The sequence below is a fragment of the Bacillus cereus group sp. MG1 genome (assembly GCF_040460035.1).
Lineage (GTDB): Bacteria > Bacillota > Bacilli > Bacillales > Bacillaceae_G > Bacillus_A > Bacillus_A cereus.
The window spans coordinates 143,515-162,319 of sequence record NZ_JARVGY010000004.1; the positions used below are offsets into that span (position 1 = coordinate 143,515).

The following is an 18,805-nucleotide window of genomic DNA, read 5'->3' on the forward strand; positions in this document are numbered from 1 at the left end:
ATTGTTATCCATAAGTTACCTCCATCTCTTTTATTAAGATACCAATTCATTATGATATAATACTGTTTTTCATTACTACAATTTAAAACATATGACTCATCTTATGAAAAAATGCACAAAGTGCAACTAATTTTACTAAATATCAATTTTTGACCCAGGGTGTTAACAATCTACTTACTTCTCGCCCATTATCCATGCTTTAGACTTTACAATGTTTAACCAATGCATTAAGGGTTTGTATTCCGTTAACTTATTTTAAAGTCTTATTACTTTTTATACTTATATATAAAATCCACTTTTCCTATTTTACATATACAAATTGAGAATTTGCGGTAATGTAGAAATACTTACACTTATACATGTTAGAACCATTTACCTGCAATTCATCTTGAATTGTAAATGCTTCCCCTTTTTTTACAGTCTTAATCTTATCATTCCAATTAGCAGAACCATAGACCCATAATTCGTTTGTATCTACAACAACTAATTTACCAATATTACTCGTTTGTCTACGGGCAAAGTAAATATAGGAAGAGTCATATTTCACCCATGAATTACCTAGGTTCAGCCAGCCCTCACGTTCTTCCCAAACAATATAAGATTCAGGTTTGTTCAATTTACGAATTACATCACTACTCGTGCTAGGTCCTCTGCGAAGGTTAATATTTACACCTTCCATGTAAGCAATTCCTAATCCTTGTGTACCCGCATCCTTGTTATGATTCTCTACAACCATATCGTTTAGACTATCTTCAATCATCCTCTTGAAACCCTCAAATCCACCTGGTCGATTAAATATCGGACGTGGACAGTTCTTTCCACTCCAATGTTGATGGGAAACTACGTTCCCAATCTTTAATCCAAGGTGAGCCATGAGAAACTTAACGAGACCCGCAGCATGGGTTAAGGCTTTTTCAAAATTACCATCACGATTTTCACAAATTTCAATGCCGATAGACGAGCGATTACCCGCTCCATTCCCGTCTCCGGCATGCCAACCATTCTCATTTAGTGGTAAGTGCTGTACAATCCGATGATCGTCTACCGTAAAATGCCAGGATACACCAGATGATCCACCACCATTGTTAACATATCTAGCATGCGCTCTTGCATCTGCACCTGCATTTTGGTTTGCAGTGGTGTGAATTGTGATATATCTTGGATTCATGGTATATGCAGGACGGTTACGGTTTCCTTTTGGAATGATATTACTTTCAAAAGGTATTTTATTAATTTCTTTAACATTGAATACTGTCATATAGCTACATCTCCTATCAGATTATTTAATACGCTTTCAATCTTTCTTAAATACATATTTCTATATTTATGAGTACAGTATATCTCTGTCCTGAAATAAAAAAGCATAGATATTTTCACCTATTGATGAAGTTAACCATGCTTTTCCACATAAAACATCTAAAATGCCTTGAAATTTTAGGAATGGTTCTTAAAAACTTCTTTTCGTGATGTATGATTTGATTTTTTTTCGATATACCTAAAAAGGAGCTAAAAGGAGCTAACAGTTGATTAAATCCTTTTAGCTCCTTTTTTATTTCAAATCGATATATATGTTAATTAACACAAGGAATTCAATCCCTCAATTCATGCAAACTACAGAAACTCTACAATAAAAATGCAAGTAATTAAAAAGATTTTATTTCCCTAAATTTAAGCAGATTTTTTATCCCACTTAAATATTTTATTTAAAAATTTATATATTTTTCTCGATTCTTTAGTAAAGAGTGGCCCTAAAATAGATAGGATAAGTACATATAGTGCTGAGAACGGTTTCAATACTGACATTAAACCACCCGCCATACCAATATTAGCCATAATAATTGAAAACTCCCCCCTTGACACGATTGTTAACCCAATATTTGTCGATGCTTTATGAGATAATCCAGCTTGCCTTCCTGCAATCATCCCTGCTACAAAGTTCCCAATGATTGTCAGTAGTACAGCACCTAACGTTAGCCATATCGCTCCACCTAACGAAAACGGATCTATACCTAAACCGAAGCTAAAGAAGAAGATAGCTCCAAAAAAGTCTCTAAATGGAACAACAAGATGTTCAATTCGATCACTATGCTCTGTTTCAGAAAAAACTAAACCTAACAGAAGTGCTCCGATTGCTTCCGCAACATGAATTGTTTCAGAAAAACCAGCGATAAAGAATAAAGAAGAAAATACTACTATAATAAAAATTTCATCTGAACTAATATTCAACAATTTATTTAATAACGGAGTAGCCCATCTAGCTACAATAAAGAATAAGAGCATATATCCCAAAGCTATACCAATTGAGGTAAGAGCACCTAAGAATGAAGCATGATCACCAAGGACTAAGCCAGAAACCACTGATAAATATACAGCAAGGAATATATCTTCAAACATGATAATTCCTAAAATTAGCTCCGTTTCTTTATTCCCTGTTCTTTTTAAATCAACTAGTACTTTTGCAACAATAGCACTAGAAGAAATTGTAATAACCCCCGCTATAATCAAAGTTTCTAATAAAGGGAATCTCATCAAAAATCCATATAGTAACCCCAACGAAAAATTAATCAAAATATAGATTGTTCCACCAATCGCGATAGAACGACCAGATTTAATTAGCTTTTTCATTGAAAATTCTAATCCTAGGTAAAATAGAAGAAAAAGTACTCCTATCCTTCCCAAGAAAGAGATTACACTTTCACTTTCTATAAATCTAAAATCGATTACACCTATTACCGGAGCGTGTGGGCCAACTAACATCCCCAGAACAATTAAAAAAGGAATAATTGAAAATTTAAGCCTTCCAGCGACTACTGCTGCAATTGCTACTAAAATTAGAGCTGTACCAACTTCAAAAATTAAAGTATCCATCTAGTCAGTCTCCTCTATTTGAAAGTAATTCATTAATAAGTTTTTTAACTTCGTTTCTTTCTCCAGAGACTACTAACATATCCCCCTTCTCGATAACAGATTCTGGTCCTGGGTTAAATAATTTTTTCATGTTTTCTCTTATAATGGCTATAACAGTTACATTGTATATTTTTCTTATTTCAAGCTGACCTATTGTTTTTTCAATGGCAAGAGCTTTATTTTCAACTTTAAACCATTCAATTGTTATTCCTTCAAATGCCATTTCAATTGTTTCTAAAGCTTGAGGTTTATATACCATTCCTCCTAATATTGCTGCGAGCTTTCTTGCCTCTGAATCACACAAAGAGACACTTGAGATACTTTCTTCGTGGTCTGTATCAAAATGATACATTTCTCTACGTCCATCATCATGAATCACGATTACCATTTTATTATTATCTTTTGTGACAATATGAAATTTATAACCGATGCCCGGCAATTCACTTTCTCGAATATTCATATAATTTCCTCCTCAGCAGTTTTTCTATACTCTAAATATGTCCAATTTCAATTAATTTAATATCCGTCTTAAACTTACTCCTCTATCTTGTTTAAGAAATATATTTTAGAAATTCACCCCATTGTGGATACTTATGATTAGGTAATTTCTGATTATATACATAAGTGAATACTATGAAAAAAATTATGGATGTTATGGAGAAAAATACTACAATTTTAGTTTTCATGATTTTTAAAGCATACTATTAACAAGGAGTTATTATCCAAATTCATCCCTTCTTTCTGTTTTTATACTTAATATCATTCAATAATCAAAAAACTTTAAAGACACCAAATAATGTTGCTTAATATAATTTATTTTTAAGTAACGCGAAAATTGTAGATTTAACAATATTTCAACATCTTAAATAACATTAATTCTTTTTATACAATTATCATTTTAGAAATTAAAAGGTCCTATATAAAGGAAAACAGAGAATGTAGCTTTTAGATTGTCCAATTGGTAATAATGGTCATACACTAGGCTTCCAATTTCGAAAGGAACGCGAACATCGAGCAAGACCATTGGCATAGAAATATAAAAAGACGTGTTGCAAAATTCTTAGGATTTTAAAGTATTCGTCATGCTTCACTTTCCTTAAAGGGCATTTAAACCGTTCATTCTATATAAAAAAAAACGAAGTTTATAAAGACCAAACTTCGTTTTTTCTACGTATGATAAATTGCAAAAATCACTAGCAATCATACCTAAATTTTATCTCTTAAAAATTCACAATAGAACCATTTTTTGCACCAATACATGTTTTACTAAGTCAAGTGAAAGTTACGTTATATAATTTAATCCTTCTTTCCATGTCCCTCTATAGTGAATTGTGAAACTAACTGTACCAATTCTTCTACTTTTCCCTTTACTTTGTTAGATTGATTGGCAATATCCTCAATTGAGATTGCCTGTTCTTGGATTGACTGTGCAGCATGACTTGTCCCATTAGCTACTTGTGCTGCTGTTTTAGAAACTGTTGACAATGATATATTCACTTCATCTGTTCCAGCAGACATTTCTTCTGTTGCTGCACATACCTCTTGCATTTGACTAGAAATCTTATCAATATCCTTTACAACAGAAAAGAATACTTGGTTTGCCTTCTGAGCGGCTTCTTTTCCTTCTATTGCTTTTTGTTTCCCCCTTTGCATTACATCAACTGTAGCTTTTGTATCTTGTAGAATATTTTTGATTAAATGATTTATTTCATTAGCGAACTCTTTAGATTTTTCTGCCAAATCCCTTACTTCTTCTGCAACCACTGCAAATCCTTTCCCATTTTCACCAGCACGTGCAGCTTCAATTGCAGCGTTTAATGCTAAAAGATTAGTTTGGTCTGCAATATTAGTAATTGCATCTAGGGCTTTATCAATTTGCTGCGTGCGTGTAACAAGTGTATCTATTACTATAGAGGTTTCTTCAACTACTGCATGTACACTATTCATTTGAAGGATGGATTGTTTTATTTCTTCACTGCCTGAATTTACATGTTCAGTTGTTTCAACGGACATTTCAGTAACCATTTTTGATGATTCAGCGATAGTTTGAACTCCGGTAGCAATTTCTTTTAATGATGATGAATTCTCTTGGATACTTATAAATTGTCCTTCTATTTTGGTATTTACTTCAGAAATATTTTGAACAACTTCATTTGATAGATAAGATGCTTTTTTTGTGTTTTTTAACATACCTTCTGTAGAAGAAATAACCTCGTTGGCTGTACTCTTTACATTTCCTATTAGTTGTTGTAGATTATCTAACATATTGTTAAAAGAGTGTACTATATGTCCTAATTCATTATTAGATTCATAAGAAGTGCGTATTGTTAAATTACCTGCAGATACTTTTTCCATGTCTTGTTGTAATAATATGATTGGTTGCTTGATTGCACGTTTAATAAAATAACCGATTAAAGTAACAATTATTATTGCTAAAACTGATATGCTAATAAACAATGTCATTGTATTTTTTATACTGCTGATATTAGATTTCTGTAACTGTTGTGCATTATTTTTGTTATATCTAATAAGTTCCTGGATAGATTCTATTGCCTTTTTAATATTTGGTTCAATCTCTTTTAAATAATATGTAAATAAGTCTTCATTATTGGATAAGTTTATATCTTGTATTTTTTTTATTTGTATTCTTAATTCATCAAATAATCCGTAAAAATCTTTATACAATTTTAATTCTTTGTTAGAACTAATTTTAGACTCAAATTGTTTTAATAACTTATCATTTTCTTTTCGAGCATCGTTGATCTCCGCCAGTAATTCTTTACTTCTTTTTTCATCTTTTGATATCATCATCTCCATTAAATTCATATTAACATGGAAAATATTCGCTTCTACAGATCCAATATGTTGGATTGACAATAAATTATTTTCGTACATGTTAGTTGAAGCATTCTTACTTTCTGCTAAACAAAAAAAACCTATTGTGGAAAGGGTTATACAAGCGACGATAGATATCGTTATCAATCCGTTTAATTTAGTGCCTATCTTACTATTTTTTATAAATGACAATCAAATTCACTCCATTGTTATAATAAGTTATTAAGAATTAGATTCAATAAATATAATTGTAATTCGGGTATATATTTCGAACTGTTTTTATTTTAATTCATAAGAAAAATTTTATTTTTCTTGATGTGTCTATCAAGGTTTCTTACTCGATCCGTTATAAAATTGATCTAAAGCAAGCTCCCTTCAATAGTCTTTATGCTATCAACATAAATATGGGTTTCTATATAGTAACGGAAAAAGTCTTTGTTGAAATCAACTGCTCATATATATCCAAAAAAGTTACTTTTAATATTGATGCTATAATATTATTTTCGTGTTTGCTGTTTCATTCGGAAGACATTCTATATAATAAATAAGCATATTAATAGTTTAAAGAACTATATGGATACATACCTCAAGTGTATTTTATAAATTAAACTTGAGGTATGCACATTATTAAATTAATCCATTTTTTTGTAGATTTCTGCTCAAGTGATAATATATTGGGTTTTATAGTTAAACTTTTTCAAAAAAACCCTTCTAATTTTATGTCCGTATATTCAAATAACACATTTAAAATGTTACAGTATTCTCATTAAAAAATTCCATCCTCGGTTAGCTGAATAGTAGTCTGGATCATCAGTAATTATAGAAGAGCTTTGAATTTATGAATATCTCCAATATGTCTAACTTTGCCTGCTTTTATTCATTACCTTATATTGAACTAAGGGTAATCATTCTCCAAGTTATGAGTGAAGACTCCCTCTTTGATTTTCACATCTAATAATACCGTTATATAGGCAATAGTATGCGGGAGCATAATAATAGATTAAACCGTTTCCACATAATCTAAAATTCCATGGTTTTTGTACGTCAAAGTGTTTGTAGAATTACATTTTGCATTTAAAGTTACGCTCCCATTCTCTAGGAATGGTGTACCAATTTTACCATGTACTTCGCTCGCTATCGCAATTTCATTTTTGTAACATATGTTATTGTATTAGAATATATTTTACGAATTCCCATAAAATTAACAGTTTTTCAAAATTGGTTACATCCTCTAAATCACCTTGTCTAACACAAAGTGTGATATTAATAATTATTTTGGGGCCCACTGGCAATGGACCATATAAATTTTTGGATTTAAAATCTTACACGTTCACATTAATTTCAATACGAAGTAAGCTATTTCCCCTAGATTATTAACATAGAATTGAACTAAATACTGAGATTATTTCCCTATATTAAGAACTCAGTCCTCCCTTTGTTTCATAAATGTAAGTAGTTATTTCACTGTAAAATTTTCTATTTCTACAGTTATCGCTAAAATCCATATCCATATTTAATAATATTTTTGTTAAAATTCACCTTATATTCTTCCCCCTATCTTACACATAATTATTTTACTAAATAACTTTTATTAATTTAGCTCATAATAGTGTCCTACTAAGAAATCATTTTGTTTTTCCTTAATGATAATCATATATATATAAGTATTTAAAAGCTAATTTTCACTAAATTAAACATAAAACACATAAAATAATTAGTTTATTAATTCACAAACATATATTATGATTATAAATATATTGCAATTTTGACATAAATACTCATATTTTCATTTGGAAACAGTACCGAGGTTTAATAATGTCACAAAAAATTAATAATAGTATGCAATGTTATTTCTTTAAATTTAAGTATTTTTATTATCTCATTCCTTTTAATTGTATTTTTGAAAACTTTTATGTTATCTATGGTTATTTTTTTGTATAGCTGAAATATCATTTTACTATTTGTGAATTCCTAAGAATAAAAATAAAGAGGTTGCCTCAGAGTAATCATTCAACTACTTTAAGACAACCTCTAACATCCATACATTATATATACTTAATTTTAGTAGATAGATCAAAAACTATAAACTTATATTTACATAAGAACCTCAAACTTTAATAAAGTGGTGAAATATTAGTTGGTACAAGCATAATATTCATAAGATCAAATTGAGTACCGGAGTTTAATGTTACATTTATATCTAATGGTACATCAGAATTACTACTTGCTACTACATTACCGATATTAATATCTGAAAAACGAGCTCCATTATCATTAACTCCATCGTTATTTGTAGTAGTATTAACATTTGTAGCAGTATATACCCTACCGTTTATAGTAACTCGAATAGTGGAATTTCCTATTGAAGAAACTCTTAAATAAAGATTGTAACTATTTCCATTCCCTCTAAGCGTATAACGAGCTGTCGTGTTGTTTTGTTCAAACCTTAAAGAATCACCTTGATTTCCAAATTTTTCAGAAATAAATGTTCGTGTTTGATTATTCACTTGAGTTGCATGTATCGGCGAAATAGTAAATCCTGTATAGTCATTTGGCGCTAAATGAATCATAGAACCATTTTCATGAACAGCATGGATATTATTTTTTCTGTTATGCACAGATACCATATAAGCTCGTGCTCCACCAGGTGTTCCTGAAGGACTTGCTATATTTCTTATTTCATTATAGTGTAACGGTCTTCTTAAATCTTCATTTCTAACAACTAAAGGAACTCCAGAAATATTACGAATAAAATAATCTGGGAAATAGTTTGAATTACCGCGAGCTGTAAAAGCACCACTCCTTAACCCTAAAGTTGTCTCAAAGGATTCTGTTTGCCAATTTGTAACGGTGGCAACGCCCTCCCGATCTGAACCTGAATCTAGCCAACTCCTAACAAATGGCGTTAACAATGGGGGGAGAAATGTGCTACAATTAAAATTTTGATTAAACGGAGATGCACCTATATCACCAGACGAAATTCCTCCACTGTAATTAACCCTTGCAGCAAGCAATGCGTGAGTTGTAGTAGAACCAGGTAAACCAACTATATTAGGGAAGGTATTAGAAAGCCTAGCACCACTAAATCCATTTAACACATAATTTGAATTAACTTGGAAAAGAGAATATAAAAATGGCCAGTCTTGTGAAGTAAATGATTGGGTCTGCTGTGGTCCACTACCACTTGCATATAAATTAGCACCGGAAGATACTAGAAGACTTTGATATTTAAACAACGACCAGATAGATACATACTCAAATACATTTAAAAACATATATGTTCTAAATTCTAACATATCGTGTAAACGAGTGTTTAAACCTTTAAACGCACTTTGATACGTATTTATACAATAGTTAGAGTAATCTCTTGTATAATTTTTCAAGTAATCTCGATACGTACGTAATGTTGCTGCTGAAATTCCCCATTCATCTGCATTTAGAATAACATCTCTAATAAAAGAAAGATGTAAATTGGCTGCCTGTGCAAATAAAGGTAATAATAACAGTTGGTATCCTTGCATCTGGAACTGGGGTAATCTATTTAGAAATAATTGTTGCATTGTATTAACTGAAGAAGTTATTGATAAAGGAACAGCGTTTCGGTTAGGGTTCAAAAAATTATCTACTTGTCGATTAAACTCTTCTACATTTGCTTGCAGCCCTGTCAATTCCGCATTTACACGGGCAAGAGTGTCTGTATTAAGTCTTTGATTCAGGAATTTTTCTGTCTCTCTTAAAATATCTTGCATTAGATTTGTACTACCACTAGGAAATATTAAATTCCGTAACTCACTTAGTATCCTTTTTCCAACAAGACTCCCCACTTTCTTTAACAGAAAACTAGCCACAGTTCCAACAATAGGATCTAGGTATAAACTATGATTATTTTTTTTCCACTCCGTCCATTCCTTTTGTACGGTATCTAATGATTTGTGTTGAAAACTAAATGGATCATGAGCCGCTACATTATACGCATCACAAATAGTAGTTCTTCCGCTATTCAATACACTATTCATATAAAATTCCTCCTTAAATATTAAGTAATATATTAAAATTAAAGATACTAAATTAGCCTGATAATAACGAATATTTTTAAGAAAGTGCTTATTTACAACCACAATTACAACTCTAACTTTGATTATAATTATTAATTAAGTCTTAAACATAGGAATCATTCTCACTTTTGTTATACGCATAATTTGTATATGGTATAGGAAGGATCATACTTTAAACATGAAAGCCTACATTTAGCCATCCATCATGCTCCTCCCTAAATCATCTACAGTAATACCCAGCATATACCAGATGAGACACCACCATTATTTGCAAATCTAGCATGTTCGCTTGTTTCTGTATTTTGGTCCACTAGTGTGTAAATGGCGATTTTTCTTGGAATCATGGAATAAGCAAGAAGATTCCAAGTACCTTTTGTAATGATATTACTTTCAAAAAGTAATTTATTTATTACTAGTATAAAATTTGAAAACTGTCACAATACCGAAATTCCTAATCATTCCAGTTGATTATTTTATTTCTCAAAAATTACCCTTCATCTTTCTTAAATCTAGTTAATCATCCATTTACCGCTTTCTTAACTGCTTCTATTCTCCTTTCCATACGTTACATTAACAGGTGTATTAGAGAATCCATTTTTCAAAACAAAAATTGTTTGGTTAATTTTCAAACATGTTCAAACTATTTATACAATTATTAGAATTGGATATTATCTCCTGTTAATAATTTTCCCTGCCGTATGAGTAAAGTATATCTTTAATTTAAAAAGAAAAAGCATAGATATCTTCACCTATAGAAGAAGATATCTATGCTTTTTTTGAACTACCCCCACTTTCACTTCATTTAGAAGTGAGGGATTCCTAAGTAAAGAATTCTATCGAACTCTAATTGATTAGGCTATCTCCGCAGTCCTTTCGGTTAGAAGTCATATTGCTTCATTCTTTAGATTGATACTTGCGTTAATATCCCTATCATGATGTGTACGACAAGAAGGACAGTCTCACTTACGTAGGTTTAGATTTTTAACGTCTTTGTTTTGATATCCACAACAAGAACATTATTGGCTGGAAGCAATTGTTTTCGATAAGACAATAACTTGTTTTCCGTACCATTTTGCTTTGTATTCCAACATGGCTTGAAATTGTGACCATGATACTTCACTAATTGCTTTTGCTAACTTGTGATTCTGTAACATATTCGATACTTGCAAATCCTCTATACCGATAACATCATGGTTTTTGATGATTTCAGTCGAGATTTTGTCTAAGTAATATTTTCTATATTTTTCCATTTATTAATAAATCCTAGCTACCTTTACTCGCTGCTTATTCCAGCGAGAAGATCCTTTCGTCCTTCTAGAAAGAACATGCTGTACTTTCGCCACCTTCGCTTCTAATGAGCGAAAAAATTACGGATTTTTATAGGTTGTTCCATCTGACAAAATGGCAAAATCTTTTAGTCCCATATCCATTCTGATGTAAGAATGTGTTTTCGGAAGTTCTTGTACTTCTGTTTCAACTAACAATGAAACAAAGTATATGCCAGAAGGGTTCCGTCTAACTGTAGCATTTACAATACGTCCCTTTACTTCGCGACTTTCGGCAACTTTATTTTTTACCTACACTGGCAATGTTTTCGTTTGTTTAATTTTGTGGTATATGATTGTACGTTGTTCTTCTTAGATTTAAAGCGCGAGGCGCTGTTTTATTTTTTGAAAAAGCGTGTATACGCATCTGCAAGATTATAAACAGACAAATGAATCACAATAATATCCACTTCTTTTAGCCAAACAAACTCTTTCTTCATGGCAGGAACTTTGGCAGAACATGTACCATAGGTCAAACCTCTTCCTGCCTCTTTATATAAGTCATCCCATAAGGAAAGAAAATGATTGAATACAAAGCGAGAACAACCAATCGTTTTATTGATTAGAATTGCTTGTGCTTGATTTGGAAAGATATAAAACTTATAAGCTTTATTAATCATCATTTGATTCACCTCCATTTCTGTATATGGCTACCATACACCGAACGTGTATTCTAAAGAGAGGCAGTCGCGATTTATGTATGTTGAACAAGCCAATTCATCTCCAACCTACTCATTGTGCTGTGACCCTTCACGCTCCTTGAGGAAGGAATCTTCTTGGCTAAAATGATAAATGAAGGAGCTACCTATTCACCAATTGTTATAAAAACACTTTAATCCTCCATCAATATAAGCCTTATGAGATAGTTAATTTCGTCTGATATTAGTAAGGACTAAAAATCATATTATACTTCTACTGAAAAATATTCATTTACCTCTACACTTCCCCCCCTACTTTTATTATGTTTTTCTATACACTTATGTTAGAACACAGTATAAAAGATAAACATCACTCTTATAAGAGTGATGTTTATCTTTTATACTGTGTCATTTAAAGCAACTATGCATAAAACTATTCATCTATAATGCGTAATTCTAAACTGTCTACAATGAATTTCTCTTTCGTTTGTCAAATCGCTAACTATAATTTATCTATTTCTGGGAAACATTCTAATTCTTCTATGACATAACGAGGTGAGAATGAAGTGCCTTTCCTTACAATTCATTAACTTTAAATTTAAATACGTTTTTTCTAAGAGCCTTTTAATAATTGAGCTATATATACATCTTAGCAAACAAAATTGTGTTTTTCCATAATCAAGGACATTATACAAGAATTAGCTTTTAAAAACTGTTAATATTAGATCCCGATCTTACTTAATAGAGACATCGTAAAAATGTACAATAGGACCACCATATAAATTATTCCCTTGAGAAAGCTCTATATAAAAGTTATCTTTCTCAAATTTTGTAGTGAACATTTCAGAAACATCTTTAGCACCGCTCATATATCTTTTTTCAAATAACACTTCCCTAGAATTTCTAATCCTTACATTAGCATCTCCGGACACAGAAAAATACACTCTATAAGTTGAAAAACTATCTAATTGAAGGTTTTGTTTTAGAATCCCTCGTCCTCCCTGATAAAGAGTGAGTGTATTACCGCTAATATTAGTTGATCCCGTACTCGTCCAATTATTTGTATTAATTAATTCTGGACTTAATAACTTTTCAGAAGGACTAATTTCCAAAATAATAAAGTTATCTCCCCAAGCTTCATCTCCATTTTGACTTTTTAAAATTAAATACACTCCCTTTAAATCAGTTCCTGTAGTAAAACGTTTATTAATAGTTTGATAATCTTCTAAATTATTATTTGTATCTTCATAATGAATATATCCAGTATTTTCATCTTTTAAATGAATAGAAGGTTTTCCTTTAACAGTATATTGGATTACATACTCAGTTTTCGGTTTTAACTTATCTCCAATAAATTGTGAAATTCCTCCGTCCTTATGAACATATAAAGCTTTAGTTCCATTCACTCCGCCTGTATGATCTACATACGCATTCTTATTATTTGCTTTCCACGGCTCTAAATTGTCCTCTTCTATGGACCCGTTCTCTACAATATTGCTAATAAAACCACTTGGCGGGACGATCAATTTAGTTTCTTTATTGCTTAAGTCTGTTGCTAGCAGTAGTTCTCTTAAATATGATTTACATGTTAAAGTAATTAATCTTGAATTTTCATCAGCTTGGAGGCCAAACCCATTAATCGGAGTCAAAAATGTTTCACTGATGACACCTAACGGCATATACACCCCATCATCATTAGCACTTAACGTTCTATACTCCGCTTCACTTGATTCTACTTTTTTCTTATTTAAGTCAATTTCTCCTGTAGAAGAATCATAAAAATTCGCTGTTACCTCATATCTTAAAGTTTTCATTTTTTTAGTGAAATCAATTTTAGTAATTACATATTCATTTGGAAATACTATGTTATTTGTATAATAGATTTGTTCAGATTGATCTGGGCACAATAATTTATCCATATCACCATAAATAACTTCCGATAAGGAATCCTTATCGACTTGATAATTTTGTTTTAGCTTAGCCTCATATACTTTTAATACTGTAATTGAATCATTACTAATTTCAAACCCAATCAATGCATGTCCTGGTTTAGCTTCCACAATCATCTTTGCATCTTCATCACTTCCTTTAACTTTTGCATAATTAGGATTAGAAAAAGTATTAGAAAGTGTAGGGAGGATGTTTACTCTAAATTCCTCTTTTTCCTTATTTAAATGTTCATTCATAATAGAAGTATAATCAATATCTGCTAAGCCTAATAATTTTCGGCATGTTGTTAAAGTAAGAAAAGCTTTTGCTTGCAGAGCTGTTAATACAATTAAGAAGTTATAAACATTTCCGACCTCACTGCCACTTGTTTTCACATTTTCTTTAGTAATTAATTCCGATGCAGTTTTTAAAGCTGAACGCCCGAATAAATTATTTCCTACCATTACATCGTGGAATGTATTAAGGTAAAATTCAAAACCATCCACATCATTTTTTGTTACACTTTTCGCTAGTTCAGTTAACTCAGTTAACTCATCAAGAATATCTGCAGGAGAGCCATCCTTTTTTACTTTTGAACTAGTTTCTGTAGCAAAAGTTAATTCCTCAAATTTTTCGTTCACATATTTAATCCTTTGATACGCAGGTGTAATTTCAGTAAGTGTAGAGTTAATAAGTACATTTACATTAATAATATCCAACTTATCAGAAATCTCTTGCAATTGTTTACTTAAGTATTCTATTTGCAGACTTAGCGCATAATTTTGTTTCATTACATCACTCAACATAGAGGTAATTTTAGGTAGATATACCCGAAGCATCGTATTTATCGCATCGAGTTTGTTATTAACATCATTTAAAACTTGATTTTGTTCATTTGCAATTTTTAATATTTCCTTAGATAATTCTGTATTTAAGTTTCCCTGTGCGATAAGATCATTTAAGCTTCCATTCACCCCATCCAATTTACCAGAAATATCATTTAGTAACTGCTGATTCTTTAAAATTTCGTCTAGGGTTAGATCACCACCTGTATCCGTTTTAAAAATCATGTTCATAATGTCTTTGATACCAGTGGCAAATCCATAAATGCCATTAAAATAATCAATAAAACTTGGTAAGGCTCTTGTGCTTAATTTAGTATTATTCTTGTTCATGTTCATCTTCCTTTTCAGCTATTTTTTGTAACACTTATTTCTTGTAAACTTGTATTCTTAATTCTTTATTGGTAATTACTGATTATTAAACACTCATAACTTTTTATCAATTTCAATTGTATAAAATTAGTTTATATCATTAATGTGTTACTCAATTTTGCTTATTCTACTTTTTGAATTATAATATTTACCTATCAAATGGTCTTCCTATTCACAAAAATTCATTTATCCCTATTTTTTTACATTAAAGCACTCCTTTACTATATAAATTTTATTAACAGGCAATTTCCTAAATGTAAGTCGTTGTAAGGACTAATTACCCAGAAAATTATTAGAACTTAGTAAAACCTCCCTTACTATAAAATTGGATGCTATCACCTGTTAACACTTTCTCTGGGGCTATGAGTAAATTATATCTCCTATCTAACAAATAAAAGGATAGATAATTTCATCTATAGATGAAGTGATCTATCCTTTTCCTATAAATATAATCGATCATTTGTGAAATACCCTTCACTTAACCTCCTAACGTGCTCTCTAAAGTGGGGATTTCTCGGCTAATCGTTACGTCTAGTAACTATCGAATTGTACCAAAGGTTATTTTACTGCTATTTATACCAGAGCTATTGAACTACCCCAGCAGTCCTTGCGATTAGAAGCCTTATGGCTTATTGAGTTAATATCCGCATTATAGCGTGTAAGATAAGAAGGACAGTCTCATTTACCTAGGTCTAGATTTCTAACGTCTTTGTTTTGATATTCACAATGAGAACATAATTGGCTAGAATCAAATGTTTTCGATACAACAATGACTTATTTTCCATACCATTTTGCTTTGTATTCTAACAAGGATCGAAATTGCGACTATGATACTTCATTAATGGCTTTTGCTAACTTATGATTCTTTAAAATATTCGATACTTGCAAAACCTTTATACCAACAACATAGTGGTTTTTGGTGATTTCAGTTGAGCTTTTGTCCAGGTAATGTTTTTTATAATTTTCCATATATTCATGAATTCTATCTACCTTTACTCGCTGTTTATTCTAGTGGGAAGATCCTTTCATTCCTCTAGAAAGAACACGCTTTGCTTTCACCAACTTCTGTTTCAACTAACAATGACACAAAGTATCTACCAAATGGATTCCGTCTAACTGTAGCATTTACAATACGTCCCTTTACTTAGCGACTTTTGGCAAATCAAACAAGGCTTAGCTTCGGCAACTTTATCTTGTTTCCTACAACGCCAATGTTTTCATTGGTTTGTTTTGTCGTATAAGATTGTACGTTGTTCTTCTTAGATTTAAAGCGTGTAAAAGCATCCACAGAGTTGCGAACAGAAAACTGAATCGCAATACTATCCACTTCTTTTAGCCAAACAAGCTCTTTTTTCAAGGCAGGAAGCCACCCCTTGTTCGAAGAAAATTCATCTCCCACCTATACTCACTGGACTGTATCCTTTCACGCTCCTTGAGGAAAGAGAATTCTTGGCTAAAATGATAAAAATATTGGTTCATCTTTGATGTTGATATTTACATTACAGACTCTATTGAAAGTTACACCGTACTTACAAAAATATAATCCTTCTGAAAATTACATATTCCTCTCGCAGCTGCCACATGTTTTTGTAGAGGGAATCTATTTGTGAATTTTTACACATTATTTTCATTGTTCGTGTAGTTTAAAAACTAAAATAAGGTAAACATTCCCCTACCGTTATCAGTGTCATTTTTTCTAAGATAAATTGATTGCAACATATCTTTCATTTTTAGTCCTTCAATAGCTGTAACATTTAAATTCGTAGTTAACCTAATTAATTTTCTTATATTCAAAACTAAAGTATAATCCTATAACTGTTTCAATTTCTTTTTGCACAATTTTTTTCATATTTAGTTAAGATGGGCAGAAGGTGTTTACCAATGGATGTTTTTGCACTTTGAGAAAATCTAATTTATTAAGTCGAGAAATTGCATTCAAAAGCATTAATCGTTATATGTAGAATTAATAATATAAAACAACAGCATAATTCTAAACTAGCAGTGTTATGTTATAATTCACGGATAACCTGAAAAATAAGTCTGCATAGTTTGATAAATTATTATCATTTATGTATTTCACGTCAATACACTATTGGTAGTATAACAAGAACACTTAATCGTTCTTAAAATCCAATTTTGTTGACATGTCAAAATTTTCATTATGCATGACTGATTACATAATAAAGAAAATAAAAAATGCAATTACGCGCTGTTTGGCTAAGCCAAACCAAAAGAATCTCCTACCTATCGTTACGCACTTGGGGTAAGAGAATTCTTTCAAACAATACGTAAAAATCAATTATGTCTTATAAGTATTCTGTTCTTCAATTGAAAATAAATACATGTTATCAATTTCTAGTATCGATTTCATATAAGTTATTCCATACAAGGAAAGTATACATTATTTAGAACTAAAACCTTAAGTTTAGTTAAAAGGGGATAAAACTTTTCTAACATAACTTGAATCTTTTTGAATTGTTTTGTTTGAGATCCGAATTATAGGTATTGGGGTATTCGGGATTTGATAATTTGTCAGAATAACATCAAATTTATGCATACAATCTGGTTTTTGTTGTAGTGTTACAAAATCACCTAGCTCGTGATTGAGTTTATAATAAATAAACTTCTTTAAAGCTGATGAACCAGATAATAATAACAATCCTTTTTTATTATGATTTGAATGGACAATAAATAAAATATGGTATATTATGTAATTGATCTCATCGTTAGTTAATCTACTTTTATTTATTTTTTTATTCCAAGAAGAAATAAGAGGATAAATTCTATTATGTCCTTCTGAAAATTCATGATGTACAGTGTCAAATTCATTACCAAAAGCGCCTATTGATAAACCATACTTTTGAAACTTGTAAATTTTATGTAACCTGAAATACAAGTCATGTTTTATCTTTTCTTTTATTTCTAAACAAACATTTATTTCAGAAGATATTGTTTGGAATAAATGTTTGTTTTTATCATAAGTCTTTTTGTTTATTTTATAATAATAATCTGTGATCCTATTTTTTTCTTCAATGTTCCATTCTAATATTATTGAAAAAGCATTCTTAAAATAACTTAATTCATATTCTGTGAATTTTATATTGAAGAAAATTTCCAATTCGCATATAATTGAACTTATGCAATTTAAATTATTTGTATCAAGTATAGGAAGAAACTCTAAAACTTCTGACATATAATGTTTATTTGCAATTCTCTTTATAGATACACTAATAATAACTGCTAGCATATTATAATCTATTTCTACATTGTGAATTCTAGTAATGCTTTTAATTTTTTCTTGTAATCTAGAATCTAAATTGATTACTTCTTTATACTTTTGGATATTATAAAAGAACATTATATAAAAATATCTTAAGTTTATTTCTTGGCCAATCAATTTAATCGTTCTAAAATTAAAATCCAATCCAAAGTTCACAAGTATCTTCCGAAAGTTTTTCAGCATTTTTTTTAGTGTAATTTTATCTAGATATAACAACTGGGACCATTTTTCTAAAGAATAATATTTTTGATTAAATATACCGATTAATATTGTATAAAGTTCACTATTCATTAAATAGGGAATAATTAATTCGGAGAAATCGTTTGAAAAATCACGTTTTAATAGGTACCCTTTGGATTGAACACTTATTAAATCCCAATTTTCGGGAAGCGCTAGTTTTAACTGAGAAATGTCATTTATTATTGTTCTACTTGTACACTTTAAACTTTGTGATAAATCCTTGGAAGACTTTATTTCATTGCTATCAATCAAGGTTTCTAAAATTTGAAGTTGTCGTATTATTGATTTATCTTGTATTAAGTCTGTAATAAATTTATCCATTACATTTCTCCTCCCTTAATACTGAATTACTTATCACTAGGTAACATTTAACTACAAAACT

General features: G+C 30.6%; 7 protein-coding genes and 2 pseudogenes. All 9 read right to left on the reverse strand.

Going from position 1 to position 18,805, the window contains the following annotated elements; genetic code table 11:
- Positions 1-301 precede the first annotated feature (301 nt).
- Positions 302-1,258 carry an N-acetylmuramoyl-L-alanine amidase gene (locus QCI79_RS32300; RefSeq protein WP_000215668.1) on the reverse strand — a complete coding sequence of 319 codons (957 nt, stop codon included), beginning with the start codon at positions 1,256-1,258 and terminating at the stop codon, positions 302-304.
- Between the two features lie 410 nt (positions 1,259-1,668).
- Positions 1,669-2,868 carry a cation:proton antiporter gene (locus tag QCI79_RS32305; protein WP_000380161.1) on the reverse strand — a complete coding sequence of 400 codons (1,200 nt, stop codon included), beginning with the start codon at positions 2,866-2,868 and terminating at the stop codon, positions 1,669-1,671.
- A 4-nt stretch (positions 2,869-2,872) separates the two neighbouring features.
- Complete coding sequence (locus tag QCI79_RS32310) at positions 2,873-3,367, reverse strand: cation:proton antiporter regulatory subunit (RefSeq protein WP_001026061.1); 495 nt, start codon at positions 3,365-3,367, stop codon at positions 2,873-2,875.
- A gap of 836 nt (positions 3,368-4,203) precedes the next feature.
- Positions 4,204-5,934: a methyl-accepting chemotaxis protein gene (locus tag QCI79_RS32315; RefSeq protein WP_016090221.1), complete on the reverse strand. Its 1,731-nt coding sequence runs from the start codon at positions 5,932-5,934 to the stop codon at positions 4,204-4,206.
- Between the two features lie 1,922 nt (positions 5,935-7,856).
- Entirely contained in the window at positions 7,857-9,758 is a 1,902-nt protein-coding gene (cry2Ab, locus tag QCI79_RS32320; protein ID WP_001089638.1) for a pesticidal protein Cry2Ab, read from the reverse strand.
- Between the two features lie 923 nt (positions 9,759-10,681).
- A pseudogene (gene tnpB, locus QCI79_RS32325) lies at positions 10,682-11,745 on the reverse strand (IS200/IS605 family element RNA-guided endonuclease TnpB).
- Between the two features lie 749 nt (positions 11,746-12,494).
- Entirely contained in the window at positions 12,495-14,864 is a 2,370-nt protein-coding gene (locus QCI79_RS32330; RefSeq protein ID WP_001039073.1) for a vegetative insecticidal protein Vip3A family protein, read from the reverse strand.
- A 720-nt stretch (positions 14,865-15,584) separates the two neighbouring features.
- Positions 15,585-16,269 (reverse strand): annotated as a pseudogene (locus tag QCI79_RS32335) (zinc ribbon domain-containing protein); the annotation flags it as partial.
- Positions 16,270-17,328: 1,059 nt separating this feature from the next.
- Complete coding sequence (locus QCI79_RS32340; protein WP_021727664.1) at positions 17,329-18,744, reverse strand: AcpB/EbpR/MafR family transcriptional regulator; 1,416 nt, start codon at positions 18,742-18,744, stop codon at positions 17,329-17,331.
- Between the last annotated feature and the right edge of the window lie 61 nt (positions 18,745-18,805).